The sequence below is a fragment of the Pseudomonas sp. PDM17 genome (assembly GCF_014851985.1).
Lineage (GTDB): Bacteria > Pseudomonadota > Gammaproteobacteria > Pseudomonadales > Pseudomonadaceae > Pseudomonas.
The window spans coordinates 804324-822606 of the sequence record NZ_JACVAT010000002.1 but is presented as its reverse complement, the minus strand read 5'-3'; the positions used below and the strand labels follow the sequence as shown (position 1 = coordinate 822606).

The window sequence follows — 18283 nt, the reverse complement described above, 5'->3', positions numbered from 1 at the left end:
GACGCTCCTGCGAAAGTCGTCGTTACTCGATTTCGAACAGGCCGTGGCGGATCGGCCCGACCTGCAGGCGCTGGCGCACGTCATCGTCGATGCGCGGATCGTCCGGCTGGTACAGCTTCACCTGGCGATAGGCGCTGATGCGATTGATCTCCGGGCCCAGGTATTCCCAGACCACGCGGGTGCACGCCGGAGTGCGGCGGTCGCCGCTGGAGACGCCGGTCTTCAGGCCATTCAGGCGAGTGATGCGGCTCTTGAAGCTGGGGATGAGGATGGTCTGGCTCATCTCGTTGACGGTGAGCGACTCGTAGTCCATCAGGAACAGCCGGTCCTGCAGCTGGAAGGCCGCGCCCAGGTAGCGGCAGCGCACCCAGTCCTCGGCCTGCACGTCGGTGCTGCTGGAACGCTCCTGGCGCTCCTGACGCTCGAAGAGGAAGTTGCCGTCCTGCTCGTAGAGGTGCACCAGCGACAGCAGGATCGAGCCGGGCACCGACATGCAGTTGGAATACTCGAAGTAATAGCCGCAATAGCGCGACAGGTTGCCCGCGTGGTCGCGCAGCGGGCGAAGCATCTCCAGCAGCGGGTCGTCGCGCTGCACGTTGGCCGGCGAAGTGCCGCGCGCACCGATCAGGCGGGCGAACTGCTCCGGCGGCAATTGCAGTTCGTAATCCTCGACGCCGAAGAAATCTCCAATCCTCTTGAGGTTGAAAGGAGTGGGCTGGCTCTGCCCGCCGAGGTACTTGTTGAACTGCGCGCGATTGATCGCGAGCTTGCGGCAAACCTCCGAGATAGAGCGGTAGTGAGCGCAAAGCAATTTGAGGTTGGGGCCGAGGTTTTCGGACATTTGTGCCAGGTCCAGGTGATGCGACTGGCGCAATTATAGCGTCAGGTAGCATCAATTCGTAGCAAGCCGCGAAATTGTTTCGGGAGGCTTCGGGCGCAACCATGCGCCCCCAGTGAGCGGGCCAGCCCCAGGTCCGTGCTCCCACAATAACAATCGAGGCCCCAGCACATGCTCGACGCGATCAACGATTTTCTCTCCGGGAAAGTCCTCATCGTCCTCATCGTAGGACTCGGTGCGTACTTCACCATCCGTTCCCGTTTCGTCCAGTTCCGCCACTTCGGCCACATGTTCGGCGTGTTCAAGGAATCGATCCGCGGCCAGTCCGGCCAGCTGAGCTCGTTCCAGGCCCTGATGCTGAGCCTCGCCGGCCGCGTGGGCGCCGGTAACATCGCCGGTGTCGGCATCGCCGTGACCCTGGGCGGCCCCGGCGCCGTGTTCTGGATGTGGGTCACCGCGCTGGTGGGCATGTCCAGCAGCTTCTTCGAGTGCACCCTGGCCCAGGTCTACAAGCGCAGCGACGGCGATGGCCTGTACCGCGGCGGCCCGGCCTACTATATCCAGCACGGCCTGAAGCTGCGCTGGATGGCCATGACCTTCGCGGTCCTGCTGCTGGTTACCTACGGCTTCGCCTTCAACGGCCTGCAGGCCTTCACCGTGACCCACTCGCTGCAGAACGCCTTCGACATCCCGGTGCTGTACTCGGGCATCGCCCTGGCCGTGCTGCTGGCCGTGGTGTTCTTCGGCGGCATCCAGCGCATCGCTGCGGTCTCCGACCTGCTGGTGCCGGTGAAAACCCTGGCCTACATCGCCGTGACCCTCTACGTGATCGTCACCCAGATCGAACTGGTGCCGGGCATGCTGACCACCATCGTCAAGAGTGCCTTCGGCCTGGAACCGGCGTTCGCCGGCCTGCTGGGTGCGGCCATCGTGATGGGCGTCAAGCGTGGCGTGTTCGCCAACGAAGCGGGCCTGGGCAGTGCGCCGAACGTGGCCGCCGTCGCCGCCGTGCGTCACCCGGCGTCTCAGGGCGTGGTCCAGGCGTTCAGCGTGTTCCTCGACACCTTCGTCATCTGCACCTGCACCGCGCTGCTGATCCTGCTCTCGGGCTTCTATACGCCGGGCTTCGAAGGCGACGGCATCACCCTGACCCAGAACTCGCTGGCCGCGGTGGTCGGTGACTGGGGCCGCATCTTCGTCAGCGTCGCGCTGTCGCTGTTCGTGTTCACCTGCATCACCTACAACTACTACCTCGGCGAGAACGCCCTGCAGTTCATCGTCGGCCGCAGCCGTTCCGCGCTGATCGCCTTCCGCGTGCTGGTGCTGGGCCTGATCCTCTGGGGCTCGATGCAGAACCTGGGCACCGTGTTCGCCTTCGCCGACATCACCATGACCTGCCTGGCCTTCGTCAACCTGGTGGCCCTGGCGATGCTGATCAAGACCGGCCTGCGCGTGATGCGCGACTACGACGAGCAGCGCGCCGCCGGCATCGAGCGCCCGGTGTTCGACGCCAGCAAGTTCGCCGACCTGGACATCGACCACGATGCCTGGCGCGATGCCCACAAGATCAACTCGACCGCTCCGGCCCACGGCAGCCTGCCGGCTCAGGGCTGATCCTTCTCGGACCAAGGTCTGACACGCGAGGCCGGGACTTCTCCCGGCCTCGCGGTTTATCCTGTGAACTTTCCTACAAGAGCACTGGCATGCGTCGCGTGAAGAACCTCTTCGTCCTCTATACCGGCGGCACCATCGGCATGCTGCAGACCGCCGAAGGCCTGGCGCCGGCTGGCGGCTTCGAAGCTCGCATGCGCGAACAGCTGCAAGGCCATGGCGAGATTCGCCTCGATTGGTCCTTCGCGGAGCTGCAACCGCTGCTCGACAGCGCCAACATGACCCAGGCCAACTGGCTGGCCATGCGCGACGCCATCGTCAATGCGGTGGAGCAGAGCGGCCATGACGGCGTACTGGTGCTGCACGGCACCGACACCCTGGCTTACAGCGCCGCTGCGCTGTCGTTCCTGCTGCTGGGTCTCGATGTGCCCGTCGTGCTGACCGGTTCCATGCAGCCCATGGGCGCGCCGGGCAGCGACGCGCCGGGCAACCTGCTGGGCGCACTGAAGGCGCTGGAAACCGGCGTCGAGCCGGGTGTATGGCTGTATTTCAACGGCGAGCTGATGCATGGCGCCCGTATCACCAAGCTGCGCAGTGATGCCTTCGATGCGTTCGCCGTACTGCCGCGCGAGCGAAATGGGGAGCGCGTTGAGTCGCTGCCCGCCGAGCTGAGCTACCGCCAGCCGCGGCAAGCGGTGAATCTCGCGGTGCTGCCGCTGTTCCCTGGACTGCGCGCCGAGCACCTGCGGGCGCTGCTGAGTAGCGGCGTTCAGGCGCTGCTGCTGGAGTGTTTCGGTAGCGGCACTGGCCCTTCGGACAATGAAGACCTGCTGGCCGCGCTGCGCGAAGCCCACGCTCGAGGCGTGGTGCTGGCGGCGATCAGCCAGTGCCCGCAGGGCCATGTAGCCTTCGACGTGTATGCCGCCGGCAGCCGCCTGCGCGATGCCGGACTGGTGTCTGGTGGCGGCATGACCCGTGAAGCGGCACTGGGCAAGCTGTTCAGCCTGCTGGGCTGCGGCCTGGCTGCTGCGGACGTGGAGCGACTGTTCGCCCTCGACCTGTGCGGCGAGCGAGTCGACTGATCGACTGATTGATTGACCGAAAAGGAACGCGCCCCGCTCAGGGGCGCGATTCTTCCACCGGTACGTTGAGCACCTCGCGCACCAGCATGGCGATGCTGCTGACGCCCATCTTTTCCTTGATCTTGGTGCGGTGCACATCGACCGTCTTGACGCTGATGTTCAGCTCGCGGGCGATGACCTTGCTGGCCTTGCCGTCCACCACCATCATCAGGATTTCCCGTTCCCGCCCGGTGAGCAGGTCGAGCTTGTGCTGCAGGTTCTGCTTCTGCTCCTGGCCCGCGTGCACCTGTACTGCGCTTTTCAGCGCCGCCTGGATGCGGTCCAGCATCTGTTGCGGGTTGTAGGGCTTCTCGACGAAATCCAGCGCGCCGTTCTTCATCGCCTTCACCGACATCGGGATGTCGCCATGGGCGGTGACGAAGATGGTCGGCAGGTTGATGCCCTTGTCGTTGAGCATCTCCTGCAGCTGAAAGCCGCTGGTCTCGGGCATGCGCACGTCGAGCACCAGGCAGGCGGGGAGCCTTGGGTCGTATTCGCGCAGGAACTCCTCGGCGCCGCCAAAGCAAAGCGATTCGATGCTGACTGATTCGAGCAGCCAGGCGAGGGAGGTGCGCAGGTCCTTGTCGTCGTCGACGATGTAGACCACGGGTTTTCTAGCTTCCATCAGGCGTTGCCACTTTCTTTCTTATCGTTGTAGAGCTGCACGTAGGCCGCGTACGCCGGGCTTTTGCCGCGGTCGTCGGAATGGCATGCCCGGAGCATACCCATAGTCGCCGGTGCTGACGATAAAGAAACCACCTAGATGACTAGCGGCCACCACCGCAAAGCGTGGTGATCGTCTGAATATGGCGCGCCGCCGCGCTGCCCTACGCTGGCCCCATACAAGAAAGGCCGGGCGTGCCGGCCACTCCAGCACATGCCACTCCGGCAAATAGGAGCGAAGAAATGGCCAACACCCTCAGCCAGACCCAGATCGACTTCCGCAACGCCATGGCGCAGCTGCCCGCGGCGGTGAACATCATCACCACCAACGGCCCGGAAGGCCGCTGCGGCATCACCGCCAGCGCGGTCTGCTCGGTCACCGACTCGCCGCCCACCGTGCTGGTCTGCGTCAACCGCGGCAGCGCTACCCACGATGTGTTCCGCAGCAACGGCCATCTTTGCGTCAACGTGCTGTGCGGAGAGCAGGAAGAACTGGCGAAGCACTTCGCCGGGATGACCAAGGTGTCCATGGAAGAGCGCTTCACCTGGGACCTCTGGGATGACGGCTACGCCGGCCTGCCGGTGCTGCGCCAGGCGCTGGTCAGCCTGGAAGGGCGGATCAGCGACTGCAAGGAAGTCGGCTCGCACACGGTGATGTTCGTCGAGCTGGAAAAGGTCGCGGTGCGCGAGCGCCAGGACAGCCTCGTGTACTTCAACCGCGTCTTCCATCGCGTCGACCGCGAGGCCGTGCGCTGCGCCAGTTGATCCCTATCTAACAACAAGAACGAGGTAATCACTGTGACCCTGAAGATTTCCCAGACTGCCGACATCCAGAAGTTCTTCGAAGAGGCCAGCGGCGCCCTGAATGACCAGGGCAACCCGCGCGTGAAGAACCTCGTCCTGCGCATCCTGCAGGACTCCGCGAAACTGATCGAAGACATGAACGTCACCCCCGACGAGTTCTGGAAAGCGGTGGACTACCTCAACCGACTCGGCTCCCGCCAGGAAGCCGGCCTGGTCGTCGCCGGCCTCGGCGTCGAGCACTACCTCGACCTGCTGCTGGACGCCCAGGACGCGGCTGCCGGCATCGGCGGCGGTACCCCGCGCACCATCGAAGGCCCGCTGTATGTGGCCGGCGCGCCGCTGTCCGAAGGCGAAGCGCGGATGGACGACGGCAAGGACGCGGGTACCGTGATGTTCCTTTCCGGCCGCGTGTTCGACCCCCAGGGCAAGCCGCTGGCTGGCGCCGTGGTCGACCTCTGGCACGCCAACACCCAGGGTACCTACTCGTACTTCGATAGCACCCAGTCCGAGTTCAACCTGCGCCGGCGCATCGTCACCGACGCCGAAGGCCGCTACAAGGCCCGCAGCATCGTGCCCAGCGGCTACGGCTGCCCGCCGGACGGCCCGACCCAGGAGCTGCTCGACCAGCTCGGTCGCCACGGCCAGCGCCCGGCGCACATCCACTTCTTCATCTCCGCGCCGGGGCATCGCCACCTGACCACGCAGATCAACCTCGCGGGTGATCAGTACCTGTGGGACGACTTCGCCTACGCCACCCGAGACGGGCTGATCGGCGAGGTGCGTTTCGTCGAAGACGCGGCTGCTGCCAAGGCTCGCGGTGTGGAAGGGCGCTTCGCCGAGATCGAGTTCGACTTCCAGCTGCAGCAGGCGGTTTCCGTCGATGCCGAGGACCGCAGCAACCGTCCCCGCGCGCTGCAGGAAGCCTGATTCCCGCCAACGCATCGGCCTTGCCGAAATCCTCACCGTAGGATGGCGTGGAGCGCAGCGATACCCATCATTCCGTGCACCTGCAGCATGGGTATCGCTGCGCTCCACCCATCCTACGCAAAGCTCTCTGTCGTTCCGGCGTTAGGGCTGTCGCAGGCATGGCCAGCTCCTACAAGCTCAGATCCGGCGCACACCTGTAGGAGCGAGCCATGCTCGCGAACAGCGGACAAGGTCCGCTGTATTCGGAAACGCTCAGTTCAGCCCCGTCGCTCCCGATGCATCAGCCAGAGGAAGTACGGGCAACCGATGAACGCCGCCAGCAATCCCGCCGACACCGGCCAAGGATAGGCGATGTTCCGCCCCAGCCAGTCCGCCACCACCATGATCAGCGCCCCGGCCACCGCACTCAGCAGCACTTGCGGGGCGGCGCGGCGTACGCCGAGGTGGCGGGCGATGTGCGGGCCGATCAGACCGACGAAACTCAGCGGGCCGACGATGATGGTCGCGGTAGCCGTGAGCACCGCGGCAGTCAGCAGGATCGTCAGGTGACTCAGACGCAACCGCAATCCCAGCGCAGCCGCCGTGCCGTTGCCCAGTGTCAGCAGGTCCAGCGGGCGAGCGAGCAGCAGGCTGACGCCGATCATCACCGCGCCGACTACCAGCCCGGTGCTCGCCGACAGCACGTCCACCTGATAGGTCGAGCCGGTCATCCAGCTCATCATCGCCGTCATGCGCGGGTCGCCGCTGGCCAGCAGCAAGGTGCTCAGCGAGTGCAGCAGGGTGGTCAGGCACACGCCGGTGAGCAGCAGGCGCTCGGCATTGAAGGTCTTGCGCCAGGCGAACCACAGCAGCAGGCCGAGGGTGAGCAGTGCGCCGATGCTGGCTGCCGGGACCATGTAGGCCTGCGGCTGCGGTATCACCAGGAACAGCACCAGCACGGCGATCGCCGAACCCGAGGTGGCGCCCAGCACTTCCGGGCTGGCCATGGGGTTGCCGGTCAGGCGCTGCACCAGCAGGCCGGCCACGGCGAGCATGGCGCCGGCTGCCAGTGAACCGAGCACGCGCGGCAGGCGCCATTGAGCGATGGCGTCGCTCAGGCCGGCATCCCCCCAGTGCCAGCCATTGGCGTCCACCGCGAAGTAGATGGCCGGCAAGGTCAGCAGACCGAGCAGGACCGCCGCGCCGGTGATCAGCCGCCACGGGTGCTCGCGCTGCGGCTTGGCCGGCGCCGGACGCGGGACGATGCCGCCGCTGCGCTGGCGGCTGAGCAGCCACAGCAGTAGCGGCACGCTGAAGATGCCGGTGAGAATGCCGGCGGGAATTTCCCCGGCGAAGCGCGACAGTTCGCGGGCGATCTGGTCCACCACGCAGAGCAGCGCGGCGCCCAGCAGCGGCGCCCAGATCAGGCGTTGCTTGAGCGTGCGCGCACCGCACAGCCGCGCAATGGCCGGCGCGGCAAGGCCGACGAAAGCCAGCATGCCCACGGCACTGGTGACGAACGCGCTCAGCGCCACAGCCACGGCCAGGCCCATTACGCGGGTGCGCAGCAGGTTCACGCCCACCGCCGCGGCACCTTCATCTTCGAGCCCCAGCGCGGCCAGCGGGCGCACCATCAGTAGCGCGATGACCATGGCCACTGCCAGGCGCGGGGAGAGATAGAGCACGCCGTCCCAGCCACTCTGGTTCAGCGAACCGGCCTGCCAGAGCAGCAGGTCGATCAGGTAATCGTGGTTGAACAGCACCAGCAGCGCGTTGAGCGACACGCAGTACAGGCTGATGACCATGCCGGCGAGGATGAAGCGCAGCGGCGACAGGGTGCGGCCCCAGGCGAAGGCGAACAGCAGGCAGGCCGCCAGTGCCGCGCCGGTCAGGGTGACGGCTTCCAGGCCGTGCACCAGTAGGGTCGGGGCGAAGATGGTGGCGGCCGATAGGGCGAGGTTGGCGCCGGCAGAGACGCCGAGGGTCACCGGTTCCGCCAGCGGGTTGCGCAGGATTTGCTGGAACAGCGTGCCGGCCAGGGCCAGTGCGGCGCCGGCCATCAGGCTCACCGCCAGGCGCGGGAAGAAGCTGAAGTGCAGCAGCACTTGGCGAACGTCGTCCAGGTCCGGCGACCACAGTGCCTGCCACCAGAGGTCGCGGGGCAGGGCGCCTTGCAGGCCATGGAACACCAGCAGGCCAGCGAGGGTCGCCAGCACCAGCGTGCATATCGCCGGGCCCAGCGGCAGAGCGCTGCGTGGGGCGGCGAGGTCGAGAGTCGATTCAGACATGGGCGACCTCCGTGGCGCTGTCCAGGTAGGCGGCGATGCGTTCGGCAAGGTCGAGCACCGAGGCGGCGCCGGCATAGGGGTAGAAACGCTGCAGCGTTAGCGTGTGGCCCTGGCGTACGGCGGGGAGGTTGGCCCAGAGATCGTTGGGCTGTCGCAGGCTCTGCAGGCGTGCCGAGGTGGTGGGGATGTCGACGTAGACCAGGTGCGCGTCCGGGCGCTCAGCCAGCCTTTCGATGCTGACCATGGCCAGCCCCACCGGGCCGACGGGGCCTTGCCAGGCATTCTCGACGCCGAGGCGGTCGAGCACGTCCTGCACCATGCTGTTTTTCCCGTAGACGGCAGCGTGGCGGCCGTCCTGGTTGAGCACCGCGACGCACACCGGCGGCAGCGGGCGGCTCGCCAGTTTCCCGCGCAGCTCGGCCAGACGCTGCTCGCCTGCGGCGATGTAATCAGCGGCGACCTGTTCGACGCCGAGACGCCGTGCCAGGTCGTTCATGAATTCGGTGGTGGCGCGCCAGGCGCCGTCGGCGGCCGGGTAGATGGCCACCCGCTCGGTCGGCGCGATGCCGTTGAGGCGGCGTTCCAGGGTCGGGGTCATCGGGTCGCTGAGGATCAGTTGCGGTTGCAGCTGCTGGATCAGTTCGAGGTTCGGTTCCCAGTACGGCCCCACGTCGCGCACGCTCTCGGGCAACGGTTGAGTGGGCATGCGTACCCGGTAGTAATGGTCGTCGGAGATCGCCAGAGGCGGCACGCCCAGGGTCAGCAGTGTCTCGGCGGCCACCCAGTTGAGCGCGACGATTCGCGTCAGACGCTCGCCGGCGAGTACCGGGAGGCCGGAGGCGCAGGCCAGCCCGCCGATGGCGAGGCCCTGCAGCAGGTGGCGACGGGTGAGGGACATGCACTACTCCTCGCGTAAAACGGGGCTCTTGAAACAACACGCCTTTGAAACGGCAAAGGGCCCCCTGCGAACAGGGAGCCCGGAAACAGCAGGCGGAACCGGCGCGCGGCCGCCTCCGTCGGTGCCTTACCAGCTGTACTTCACGCTGGTCATGACGGTGCGGCGCAGGCCCGGGTAGCAGGAAATCGGACTGTCGCAGGTCGCGGCATATTCCTCGTCCAGCAGGTTCTGGGCGTTCACCGAGAGGGTCACGTTCTTGTTCAGCGGGTAGCTCACGCCGGCGTCGAACAGGGTGTAGTTGTCGACGTGGTAGGTGTTGGCGTTGTTGCCGTAGAGCGAGCCGGTATAGCGCACGCCGCCGCCGATGGAGAGACCGTCGACCGCACCTTCGTGGAAGGTGTAATTCAGCCAGCCGTTGGCCATGTGCTCGGGCACGTTGGCCGGGCGGTTGCCTTCGTTGGCGTCGTTGCTCTTGGTGATCTTGGCCTTGGTGTAGGTGTACGAGGCCAGCAGGTCCCAGTTCTGGTCCAGCTTGGCTTTCAGCTCGGCCTCGATGCCGCGCGAACGCTGCTCGCCGGTGGCTTCGCTGAAGCCGGTGGGCACGCCGTTGGCGTTCAGCTGGTTGGTGAGGATGTTCTCCTTGGTCAGCTCGTAGGCGGCGAGGGTGATCAGCAGGGTTTCGTCCGGCTGGAACTTCACGCCCGCTTCGTACTGGTGCGCTTCGCTGGCCTTGAAGGCGCTGCCGTCGGAGCTGATGCCGGTGTTGGGCACGAAGGACTCGGAGTAGCTGACGTAGGGCGCCAGGCCGAAGTCGGTCAGGTAGGTCAGGCCGACGCGACCGGTGAAGGCGTTGTCCTTCTGCATGCTGTGGGCGCCGACGTGGTTGTCCAGGTCATTGCGCACGTAGTCGTAGCGGCCACCGGCGGTGAGGATCCAGTGGTCGTCGAACTTGACCTGGTCCTGCAGGTAGGCGCCGATCTGCTCGATGTTCTGGTCGTAGTCGATGGACTGGATGCTGTTGCCCTTGTTCGGACGCGGAACACTCTGGCCGTACACCGGGTTATCCAGGTTCAGCGACGGGCCGAGGGTGCGCCAGCGCGCGACATTGGCGTCCTGCCAGCTGTAGTCCGTGCCCATCAGCAGCGTGTGCTTGATGGAGCCGGTGTCGAAGTTGGCCTGCAGCTGGTTGTCCAGGTTGAAGGTGTCCATGTGCTGGTCGAAGCGATCCGCGGTGCGGATGATGTTCCGCCCCACCTGCAGTTGCGGCAGCAGGTTGTTGAAGATCAGGTCGACCTGGCCGTAGCGCGCGTTCTGGCGGAATTCCCAGGTGTCGTTGAAGCGATGGCGAAACTCGTAGCCCAGGGTGTACTGATCCTGGTCGAAGTGGTTGTAGTTGTGGTCGCCGAGCAGGGTGCCGGTGGGGTGGCCGTTGACGCTGTAGTCGAAGATCGAGCCGGAGTTGCGGTCCCGCAGGAAGTCGGTGAGCAGGGTCAGGCTGGTGTCTTCGTCAGGCGCCCAGGTGAAGGACGGGGCGATGTAGTAGCGGTCGTCCTCGACCTCGTGGCCGTCGTCGTACTCGGCCTGGGTGTTGGCGTCGCGGGCCAGGCCCACCACGCGGTAGAGGAACTGGTTCTGGTCGTCCAGCGCGCCGCCGAGATCGAACTGGCCCTGCTTGCGGTCATGGTTGCCGCCAGTCAGCTCGACTTCGTTGATGTGGTTGGCAGTGGGCTTCTTGCTCACACGGTTGACGATACCGCCGGCGTCACCCATGCCGAACAGGCTGGAGGACGGGCCACGGACCACGTCGATGCGCTCGAAGGCATAGGGCTCGCTGCGAAAGAAGGCGTAGCTGTTGTTCTGCTGACGCAGCCCATTGAGGTAGTCGCTGGTGGCCTGGGCGTTGAAGCCGCGGATGTACAGCCAGTCGAAGCCTTTCGGGTCCAGGCCATAGGCTTCCACCTTGACGCCGGGCACATAGCGCAGCGCTTCGGTCACGGTCTGCGCGCCCTGAGCGTCCATCTGCTTGCGGGTGATCACCGAGATCGACTGGGGGATTTCCAGCAGCGGGGTGTCGGTCTTGCTGCCACTGTTGGAGGTGCGCGGCACGTAGCTGTCTTCACCCTCGACAGTACCGGTGATGACCTGGGCGGACATGTTCAGGGTGTCGCCGCTGGCGGAGTCGGCGCCCAGCAGGGTTACGCGGCTGCCTTCGACCTGGTACTTGATGCCGGTACCCTGCAGCAGGCGCTCCAGCGCCTGGGCGGGCTCCATCTCGCCGCGCACGCCGGGTGCGCGCAGGTTCTGCACCTGGCTCTGGTTGAAGACGATCTGCAGGTTCGACTGCGCGCCCAGGCTGGTGAGCGCGGAAGCCAGGGACTGGGCCGGGATGTCGATGCGGACCGGGGCGGCCTCGACGGCGGAAGCCGCCAATACCATCCCCAGGGCGGTGGCGCGGACCAGACGGGCCAGAGGCTTCACCTTGTGCTGGGATTGCAGCGCGTAGCGATTGCGACTCACTTGTTTAGCTCCTTTAACCTTGAAGGCATGATCTTGTAATGCAATTTCTAATAAGAATGATTCAGCTTTATGTGACGCGCCGGCTGGAGAAAACCGGAAAAATCCTTTCGATCTTTTTTTGTTGCTGAGTGACGGCGGCAGGAAAGGGCGGCCTTCCTGGCCGCCGGGCCGTCAGTGCATGGCCATGCCGGAACCACCTCGTGGCGCTGTAGCGCGGTGGTCCTCGATCTCCACGATCTGCCCGGCGCTCATGCGCAGCAGGCGATCCGCGACGTCGAAGTAGCGGTCGTCGTGGGAAATCACGATCAGCGTCTTGCCCTGGGCGCGAAGCTCGGGCAGCAGCTCGGTGTAGAAAATCCGGCGGAATTCCGGGTCCTGGTCCGCCGCCCACTCGTCGAACACCAGCACCGGGCGCTTCTCCAGCCATGCCTGCACCAGCGCCAGGCGCTTGCGCTGGCCGGTCGAGAGGTCGGTGGTGGAGAACTCCTGGCCTTCAAGGCTGACCTTGTGGGCGATCTCCAGGCGTTCCAGATAACGGCCGGCTTCGGCCGGGACGTCCTGGCTGCCCTTGAGCAGGTCTTCGAAGAGGAAATAGTCGGCGAAGATGGTGGTGAACAGCTGGCGGTAATCGTCGCGGCCGGCATCGGTCACCGGCTCGCCGTTGAGCAGCAGCTCCCCGCCGCGTGGGGCGTAGAGGCCGAGCAGCAGCTTGATCATCGTGGTCTTGCCGCAACCGTTCTCGCCGGCAATGAAGAGGATTTCGCCACGGCTGACCTTGAGGTTCAGCGGGCCGACGCCAAATCCACGGGAGCCGTCGTCGGTGGGGTAGTGGTAGGCCAGGTCGCGCAGCTCGATGGACTGGAAGTCCAGTGGCTTGCGACCGTCATCGGCCAGCAGCAGGTTCGGCTCCGGCGAGGAGAAGCGCACCGACAGCTCGGCAATGCGGCGGAACGCGACCTGGGCGCGGGTCACCACCGGCAGCTGGCCGATCAGGCCTTCCAGCGGCCCCTTCATATACAGCAGTACCAGGATGAAACCGGACAGGGTGGCCTGGTCGGTGCTCGGCCACAGCGATTGGTAGGCCAGCGCCACGCCGATGACGATGAAGAACAGCGTCGAGCCGAAGCCCTTGGCGACGTTGAACAGGTTGATCGAGCGCAGCTGGATGTCACAGATTTCGTCGGCGGTACCCTGCAGGCGTTCGCTGTAGTGCTGGAAGCGCCGCGGACGGCTGATGCGCAGCTCCTTCGCGCCCTCGGCGATGGCGCGGTAGTGCTTCTGCAGTTCGTCTTCCTTGTCCCGTGCCTCGAAGAAGCCCTTGATGCCCTTGGCTCGCGCGACGTACTGCACGGCGCTGCCGACGACGATGGCGACGGCGGTGGCGAGGAACATCGGCGGCGACAACCAGGCCAGGTAGCCCAGGCAGCCAAGCGTGGTAGTCAGGGCGACCGCCAGCGGCGCGAAGGCGAAGGCGAAGTCGCTGATGGTGTCGATGTCGTGGGTCAGCACCGGGATCAGCCGGTGGCTGCGGTAGCGCTCGATCTGCTCGATGGGTGCGGAGATGATCTTGCTGCCCAGGTCCTTGCGCAGCCGCGCGATCACGTGCTGGCCGACGTAGTTGGTGCCCATGTCGGAAATGATCGAGCCCAGCAGCGCCAGCACACACAGCCCGGCGAAGCCCAGCAGCAGGCCGGCGGGCATGCCGCCTTGCGAATGCAGGCTGTAGTTGATGGTGGCCAGCAGCGCGGTGATGGCCGAGCCGCCGAGAATCCCCAGCAAGGTGGCAGCGGTCAGCGGCAACCAGTGAGGCCGCAGCAGTTTGAGCATCTCGCGAAAGGCGCTTGGAGCGGGTGTTTGCATCGTCTTTTCCTGGATCCAGCCTGCCAGGGGGCAGGCCGCACAACGGGGCGAGACGGCGCGCGAATCAGGAAATCATCGGCAAATCCGAATCGTTCCTATCAAGACGAATGAGCGTGGGAAAAACTGAAGAGAATTTGCGAAAGCCTCTCAAACAAGCGGGGGGTGGACTCGTCAGTTCTCGGTCGCTAGACGGCGGATAACGCTGGCGCGTTATCCGCCCTACGGGGAGTTACGGTGCGGCAGTGCAGGGCGCAGAACCCGCAACGGGTTATCCGCCAGCCTGGCTAGAGCTGCGCGTAACGGCTGGCCAGTACGGTGCGGCCCTGGTTGTCCTTGCGCAGCTCCAGCGGCAGCACCTTGGGCAGCGAATCCACCAGCGCCTGCAGGTCGTCGGTGCGGTAGATGCCGCCGATGCGCATAGCGGCAACGGCGGCATCGTCGAGGAACACCGGCTGCTTGAGGTAGCGGTTGATCAGCGGGATGGCCGACTGCAGCGTCAGGTCATCGATCACCAGCTTGCCTTCGATCCAGGCAATGGCGCCGGCGGGTGCGACCTGGGCCAGTTCGATGCGCTGGCTACCCTGGCTGTAGCGCGCCTGCATGCCCGGCGTGAGCTGGGCGCTGTTGCCGTCGACGCTGTCGGGCGGGCTGACCACCACCGAGCCTTCGAGCAGGGTGACCAGCATCTGGTGCGGGTCGGTCCAGACGTTGAAGCGCGTACCGGTAACCCGCACGCTGCCGTTGTCGGTGTAGACCGAGAAGGGTTGCAGGGTGTCGTGGGTCACCCGGAAGTACGCCTCGCCGCCGCTTTTCAACCAGGCGCTGCGGCGGTCGCGGAAGTCGGCGAAGTACAGTTGCGAGTTGCTGTTGAGCTCGACTTTCGAGCCGTCGGCCAGTTCCACCTCGCGCGCGCCGGGCTGCGCGGCGTAGTAGCCGACCTTCGAGGGCAGCCAGCCGGCGGACCAGCCTGCCGACCATACGGCGCCGATGGCCACCAGCACGCCAGCGGCCACGGCGGCGATGCGCTTGCCACTGCGAGGGCGGCGAGCGCTGCTGCGGAGGCGGCGGCCGCTCAGTGGCGCGGGAGCTATCGGTGCGGGGGCGGCTCGTGGTGTCGGCGGCAGCAGCTCCGAGAGCTGCCAGATGTCCAGCATCGCCTGGTATTCGACCTCGTGCCGCGTATCGAGCGCGAGCCATTGCGCAAACTCGGCGCGCTCGGCATCGCTGCACTCTTCGTCGTGCAGACGCGTGCACCAGTGCGCAGCTTCGGCGCTGATGCGGTCATCGTCGAACGGGGCGGGGGAGCTGGTCATCGGGAATCTCGGTAAGGCCGTTTGCGGCCGATATCACACTTTCTTTTCGCGTTGATGCGAGTGATTATAAATAAGCCTGACTCGGACTGTCAGCAGGCGCCTGCAGCCTCGACTGTTTTTCATAGGATGCCCGACGGGGTGGAAAGCGCGTTCATCCGGTATTACAAGGAGCTGGTCCTGTACCTCAATCGCAGCCTTGGCGACCGCCAGGCGGCTGCCGATGTGACACAGGAAGCCTTCCTGCGCCTGCTCGACCGCAAGGGTGACGAGCATATCGAACAACCCCGTGCATTTCTCTATCGCACGGCGGTCAACCTCAGCATCGACCTGCACCGGCGCGGCCGCGTGCGCCGCACCGAAGAGCTGGAAACCCTCGACCGCGAAGGTTGCCTCGACGAGCGCTGCCCGCAGGAGGCAGCCAGCCAGCAGCAGCAACTGCAATTGCTCCAGCGGGCCCTCGGCGAATTGCCCGAGGCTTGTCGCCGCGCCTTCGTGCTGCGAAAGGTCGAGGGCTGCAGCCATGTCGAGATCGCGCAAGCCCTGGGCATCTCCCGCGACATGGTGGAGAAACACATCGTCAACGCGATGAAACATTGCCGGCTGCGCCTGAAAGCCTGGAGCGGTCAGGACTGAAGCCCTCTTTTCAGTGTTGCCTGGGGCGCCGCCTCGCGAACCGCACTGCACAGAGCCAACCTCGATCGCCGCGGCCCCTTTACCTACACAGACGCATGGAAACGCTCAGGAATTAGTCCCACGCGGCCCGCGCGGGTTTTCTGGGAAAGATTCCGCCCTCGATAACTGACCGTCATTCTGAAATTTTCATGACTTAGTGAGAATCATTCTAAATTTCCCCAAGCCTGTCTCGTCTCTCCAGATAACGCGCTATCGACAGCGCAAATCATGGGCGACACGCAGGAGCGAGCGCCGACCGCCGGCTGGCGGGGCGCTCCGGGCAGAGCAGTAAGCCGCCGACTCCCGCGTGGTCACGCCCCACGGCCATCGCGATACAGGACATTGGCACCATGACCCAGATGATCACCCCGACCTACGACGTGCTCGGCATCGGTTTCGGCCCCTCCAACCTGGCGCTGGCGATCGCCCTGCAGGAGCAGGCGCGACGCGAGGGTCGCCACTACCACGCGCTGTTCCTCGACAAGCAGGCCGACTACCGCTGGCACGGCAACACCCTGGTGGCGCAGAGCGAGCTGCAGATTTCCTTCCTCAAGGACCTGGTGACCCTGCGCAACCCCACCAGCCCGTACAGTTTCGTCAATTACCTGCACGCGATGGGCCGGCTGATCGATTTCACCAACCTGGGCACCTTCTACCCGTGCCGCATGGAGTACAACGACTACCTGCGCTGGGTCAGCGAGCAGTTCGCCGAGCAGCGTGTCTGCGGCGAGACCGTCAGCCGCGTCGAGCCGGTGCAGGGTCCGGATGGCATCGAGCTGGTCAAGGTGCTGTCCACTGACGCCCGTGGCCATGAGCGCTTCCGCCTGGCGCGCAGCGTGGTGGTCAGCACCGGAGGCACGCCGCGCTTCCCGTCGGCCTTCAGCCACCTGCGTGACGATCCGCGCGTGTTCCACCATGCCCGCTACCTGGAATGCATGGCCAGGCAGCGCTGCAACCAGAACGAGCCGATGCGCATCGCGGTGATCGGCGGCGGCCAGAGCGCGGCCGAAGCCTTCATCGACCTGAACGACAGCTTCCCCTCGGTGAAGGTCGACATGGTCCTGCGCGCGGCGGTGCTCAAGCCGGCCGACGACAGTCCCTTCGTCAACGAAATCTTCGCCCCGCGCTACACCGACCTGGTGTTCAACGAGCCCAAGGCCGAGCGCGAGAAGCTGATCCAGGAATTCCACAACACCAACTACTCGGTGGTGGACCTGGACCTGATCGAGCGCATCTACGGCATCTTCTATCGCCAGAAAGTGGCCGGTGTGGATCGCCATGCCTTCCTCTGCCGCCGCAATGTTGAGGCGGCAAAGGCTGACGCCGATGGCATCGAGCTGACCCTGCGCGACAGCGCCACTGGCGCGGTGGAAACCCACCGCTACGATGCGGTGATCCTCGCCACCGGCTACGAGCGCAAGTCGCACCGCGAACTGCTCGCCCCGCTGCAGGAGTACCTGGGTGACTTCGAAGTAGGCCGCGACTACCGCGTGCTGGCCGACAAGCGCCTGCATGCCGGCATCTACCTGCAAGGCTTCACCCAGGACAGCCACGGCCTGAGCGACACACTGCTGTCGGTGCTGCCGATGCGCGCGCAGGAAATCGCTGCGTCGATGTTCGAGCATCTGCCGCCGCACGAAACCGCACACAAGCCGACGCGCCCGCTGACTGCGGAAAGCGCCTGACCCGCAAGGCCCGGAATCGATGCCCGGGCCGACTAAATTTCGGCTGACCCTGCTCGTCATACGGGCGGGGTCGTTGCATTCACGAAAAGGGGACCCACCATGACGCCCAGTTTTTCCCTGCCGCTGCCCGATGGCCGCAAGCTCTCCGCTGACCACGGCACCCAAGGCCTGACGCTGCTGCTGGACGGCCAGCCTATGTTGAGTGCGCAACGCGAAGGTGAGTGCTGGCAGCTGAGTTCAGCACCAACCACGGAGGCGCTGTGGATGCTGGCCTACTGGACCTTCGCTGGCGATGCACAGAGCGAACGCGTGCAGTTCGCTGCCGCCAATGTCCCGGTCGAAGCTTTCGAGCAAGGCCTGGTGAGCCTCGACGAAGTCGGTGGGCGCCTGCAGATCGAGCGTTCCGCGTTCTGGCAACTGCCCGCCGCCTGGCACAAGGGCTTGGCCAGCGCCAACTACCCGCAGGTCTATCGCATGAGCGGCGGCCGCCGCCACCCGCTTCGCGCTCCCAAGCCGCAGGGCGAGGTCTATCGCCGCTTCGACGCCAAGCTGGGCCAGTGGATTTCCCTGCGCACCCTCGACATCGAACTGGACCTGGAGCGCTTCAGTCGCTGGCAGAACAGCCCGCGCGTGCTGGAGTTCTGGCAGGAAGGCGGCACCCTTGAGCAACATCGCGCCTATCTGGAAAAAGCCGCCGCCGACCCGCACACCACTACCCTGATCGGCTGCATCGACGACGAGCCTTTCGCCTACTACGAAGCCTACTGGGCCAAGGAAGACCGCATCGCGCCGTTCTACGAAGTGGGCGACTACGACCGTGGCATCCACATGCTGGTGGGCGAAGAAAGCCATCGTGGCCCGCACAAGGTGGAAAGCTGGATGACCGCGCTGGTGCACTACCTGCTGCTGGACGACCCGCGCACCCAGCGCATCGTCGCCGAGCCGCGAGCCGACAACGCGAAGATGATCGGCCACATGCAGCGTCTGGGCTTCTGGCGCGAGAAGGAATTCAACTTCCCGCACAAGCGCGCCGCGCTGATGGTGCAGAGCCGGGAAACCTTCTTCGAGCGTTGTGGCCTGTGCTGACAGCGGTTCGTTGTGCGCCTG

The 18283-nt window shown here is 65.4% G+C and carries 14 protein-coding genes; 7 read left to right on the top strand and 7 right to left on the bottom strand.

What is annotated here, in order from left to right; all coding sequences use genetic code 11:
• Positions 1-22: 22 nt before the first annotated feature.
• Entirely contained in the window at positions 23-841 is an 819-nt protein-coding gene (locus IB256_RS09395; protein WP_192210664.1) for a helix-turn-helix domain-containing protein, read from the bottom strand.
• Between the two features lie 168 nt (positions 842-1009).
• On the opposite strand from IB256_RS09395, the gene IB256_RS09390 reads away from it, so the two are divergent.
• A complete protein-coding gene (locus IB256_RS09390; RefSeq protein WP_192296110.1) occupies positions 1010-2452 on the top strand; it encodes an alanine/glycine:cation symporter family protein in 1443 nt (480 codons plus the stop codon).
• Between the two features lie 89 nt (positions 2453-2541).
• A complete protein-coding gene (locus IB256_RS09385; RefSeq protein WP_192402277.1) occupies positions 2542-3531 on the top strand; it encodes an asparaginase in 990 nt (329 codons plus the stop codon).
• Between the two features lie 37 nt (positions 3532-3568).
• Here the strand turns inward: IB256_RS09385 and IB256_RS09380 are convergent, their stop codons facing one another.
• Positions 3569-4195, bottom strand: a complete 627-nt coding sequence (locus IB256_RS09380) for a response regulator transcription factor (protein ID WP_138215629.1) — start codon at positions 4193-4195, stop codon at positions 3569-3571.
• 281 nt (positions 4196-4476) lie between these two features.
• Between IB256_RS09380 and hpaC the strand changes: the two genes are divergently transcribed.
• Both hpaC and catA read left to right on the top strand, forming a co-directional pair.
• Entirely contained in the window at positions 4477-4998 is a 522-nt protein-coding gene (gene hpaC / locus IB256_RS09375; RefSeq protein WP_081519852.1) for a 4-hydroxyphenylacetate 3-monooxygenase, reductase component, read from the top strand.
• A gap of 33 nt (positions 4999-5031) precedes the next feature.
• A complete protein-coding gene (gene catA, locus IB256_RS09370) occupies positions 5032-5964 on the top strand; it encodes a catechol 1,2-dioxygenase (protein WP_192402275.1) in 933 nt (310 codons plus the stop codon).
• A 257-nt stretch (positions 5965-6221) separates the two neighbouring features.
• Here the strand turns inward: catA and fhuB are convergent, their stop codons facing one another.
• The 5 genes from fhuB to IB256_RS09345 all read right to left on the bottom strand — a co-directional run bounded on the left by fhuB (position 6222) and on the right by IB256_RS09345 (position 14819).
• On the bottom strand, positions 6222-8231 hold the full coding sequence (gene fhuB, locus IB256_RS09365) for a Fe(3+)-hydroxamate ABC transporter permease FhuB (protein ID WP_192402273.1): 2010 nt from the start codon (positions 8229-8231) through the stop codon (positions 6222-6224).
• On the bottom strand, positions 8224-9129 hold the full coding sequence (locus IB256_RS09360) for an ABC transporter substrate-binding protein (protein WP_192402271.1): 906 nt from the start codon (positions 9127-9129) through the stop codon (positions 8224-8226). Before IB256_RS09360 ends, fhuB begins: the two co-directional genes overlap by 8 nt.
• Before the next feature lie 126 nt (positions 9130-9255).
• On the bottom strand, positions 9256-11646 hold the full coding sequence (locus IB256_RS09355; protein WP_192295827.1) for a TonB-dependent siderophore receptor: 2391 nt from the start codon (positions 11644-11646) through the stop codon (positions 9256-9258).
• 171 nt (positions 11647-11817) lie between these two features.
• On the bottom strand, positions 11818-13506 hold the full coding sequence (locus IB256_RS09350) for a cyclic peptide export ABC transporter (RefSeq protein ID WP_192295828.1): 1689 nt from the start codon (positions 13504-13506) through the stop codon (positions 11818-11820).
• Between the two features lie 284 nt (positions 13507-13790).
• Positions 13791-14819 (bottom strand): FecR family protein, encoded by a 1029-nt coding sequence (locus IB256_RS09345; protein WP_192402270.1) that lies wholly within the window; start codon positions 14817-14819, stop codon positions 13791-13793.
• Between the two features lie 126 nt (positions 14820-14945).
• Here IB256_RS09345 and IB256_RS09340 point away from each other — a divergent pair, with 126 nt between their 5' ends.
• The 3 genes from IB256_RS09340 to IB256_RS09330 all read left to right on the top strand — a co-directional run bounded on the left by IB256_RS09340 (position 14946) and on the right by IB256_RS09330 (position 18262).
• Complete coding sequence (locus IB256_RS09340) at positions 14946-15452, top strand: sigma-70 family RNA polymerase sigma factor (RefSeq protein ID WP_192295830.1); 507 nt, start codon at positions 14946-14948, stop codon at positions 15450-15452.
• A gap of 389 nt (positions 15453-15841) precedes the next feature.
• Positions 15842-17176 (top strand): lysine N(6)-hydroxylase/L-ornithine N(5)-oxygenase family protein, encoded by a 1335-nt coding sequence (locus tag IB256_RS09335; protein WP_081519859.1) that lies wholly within the window; start codon positions 15842-15844, stop codon positions 17174-17176.
• 99 nt (positions 17177-17275) lie between these two features.
• A complete protein-coding gene (locus tag IB256_RS09330) occupies positions 17276-18262 on the top strand; it encodes a GNAT family N-acetyltransferase (protein WP_192402267.1) in 987 nt (328 codons plus the stop codon).
• The last annotated feature ends 21 nt before the right edge of the window (positions 18263-18283 follow it).

Bases quoted from the DNA above. Each gene is read 5' to 3' on its own strand.
- IB256_RS09390 (WP_192296110.1), top strand. From the start codon at position 1,010: ATGCTCGACGCGATCAACGATTTTCTCTCCGGGAAAGTCCTCATCGTC.
- fhuB (WP_192402273.1), bottom strand. From the start codon at position 8,231: ATGTCTGAATCGACTCTCGACCTCGCCGCCCCACGCAGCGCTCTGCCG.
- hpaC (WP_081519852.1), top strand. From the start codon at position 4,477: ATGGCCAACACCCTCAGCCAGACCCAGATCGACTTCCGCAACGCCATG.
- IB256_RS09360 (WP_192402271.1), bottom strand. From the start codon at position 9,129: ATGTCCCTCACCCGTCGCCACCTGCTGCAGGGCCTCGCCATCGGCGGG.
- IB256_RS09335 (WP_081519859.1), top strand. From the start codon at position 15,842: ATGACCCAGATGATCACCCCGACCTACGACGTGCTCGGCATCGGTTTC.
- IB256_RS09380 (WP_138215629.1), bottom strand. From the start codon at position 4,195: ATGGAAGCTAGAAAACCCGTGGTCTACATCGTCGACGACGACAAGGAC.
- IB256_RS09330 (WP_192402267.1), top strand. From the start codon at position 17,276: ATGACGCCCAGTTTTTCCCTGCCGCTGCCCGATGGCCGCAAGCTCTCC.
- IB256_RS09350 (WP_192295828.1), bottom strand. From the start codon at position 13,506: ATGCAAACACCCGCTCCAAGCGCCTTTCGCGAGATGCTCAAACTGCTG.
- IB256_RS09345 (WP_192402270.1), bottom strand. From the start codon at position 14,819: ATGACCAGCTCCCCCGCCCCGTTCGACGATGACCGCATCAGCGCCGAA.
- IB256_RS09395 (WP_192210664.1), bottom strand. From the start codon at position 841: ATGTCCGAAAACCTCGGCCCCAACCTCAAATTGCTTTGCGCTCACTAC.
- IB256_RS09340 (WP_192295830.1), top strand. From the start codon at position 14,946: ATGCCCGACGGGGTGGAAAGCGCGTTCATCCGGTATTACAAGGAGCTG.
- IB256_RS09385 (WP_192402277.1), top strand. From the start codon at position 2,542: ATGCGTCGCGTGAAGAACCTCTTCGTCCTCTATACCGGCGGCACCATC.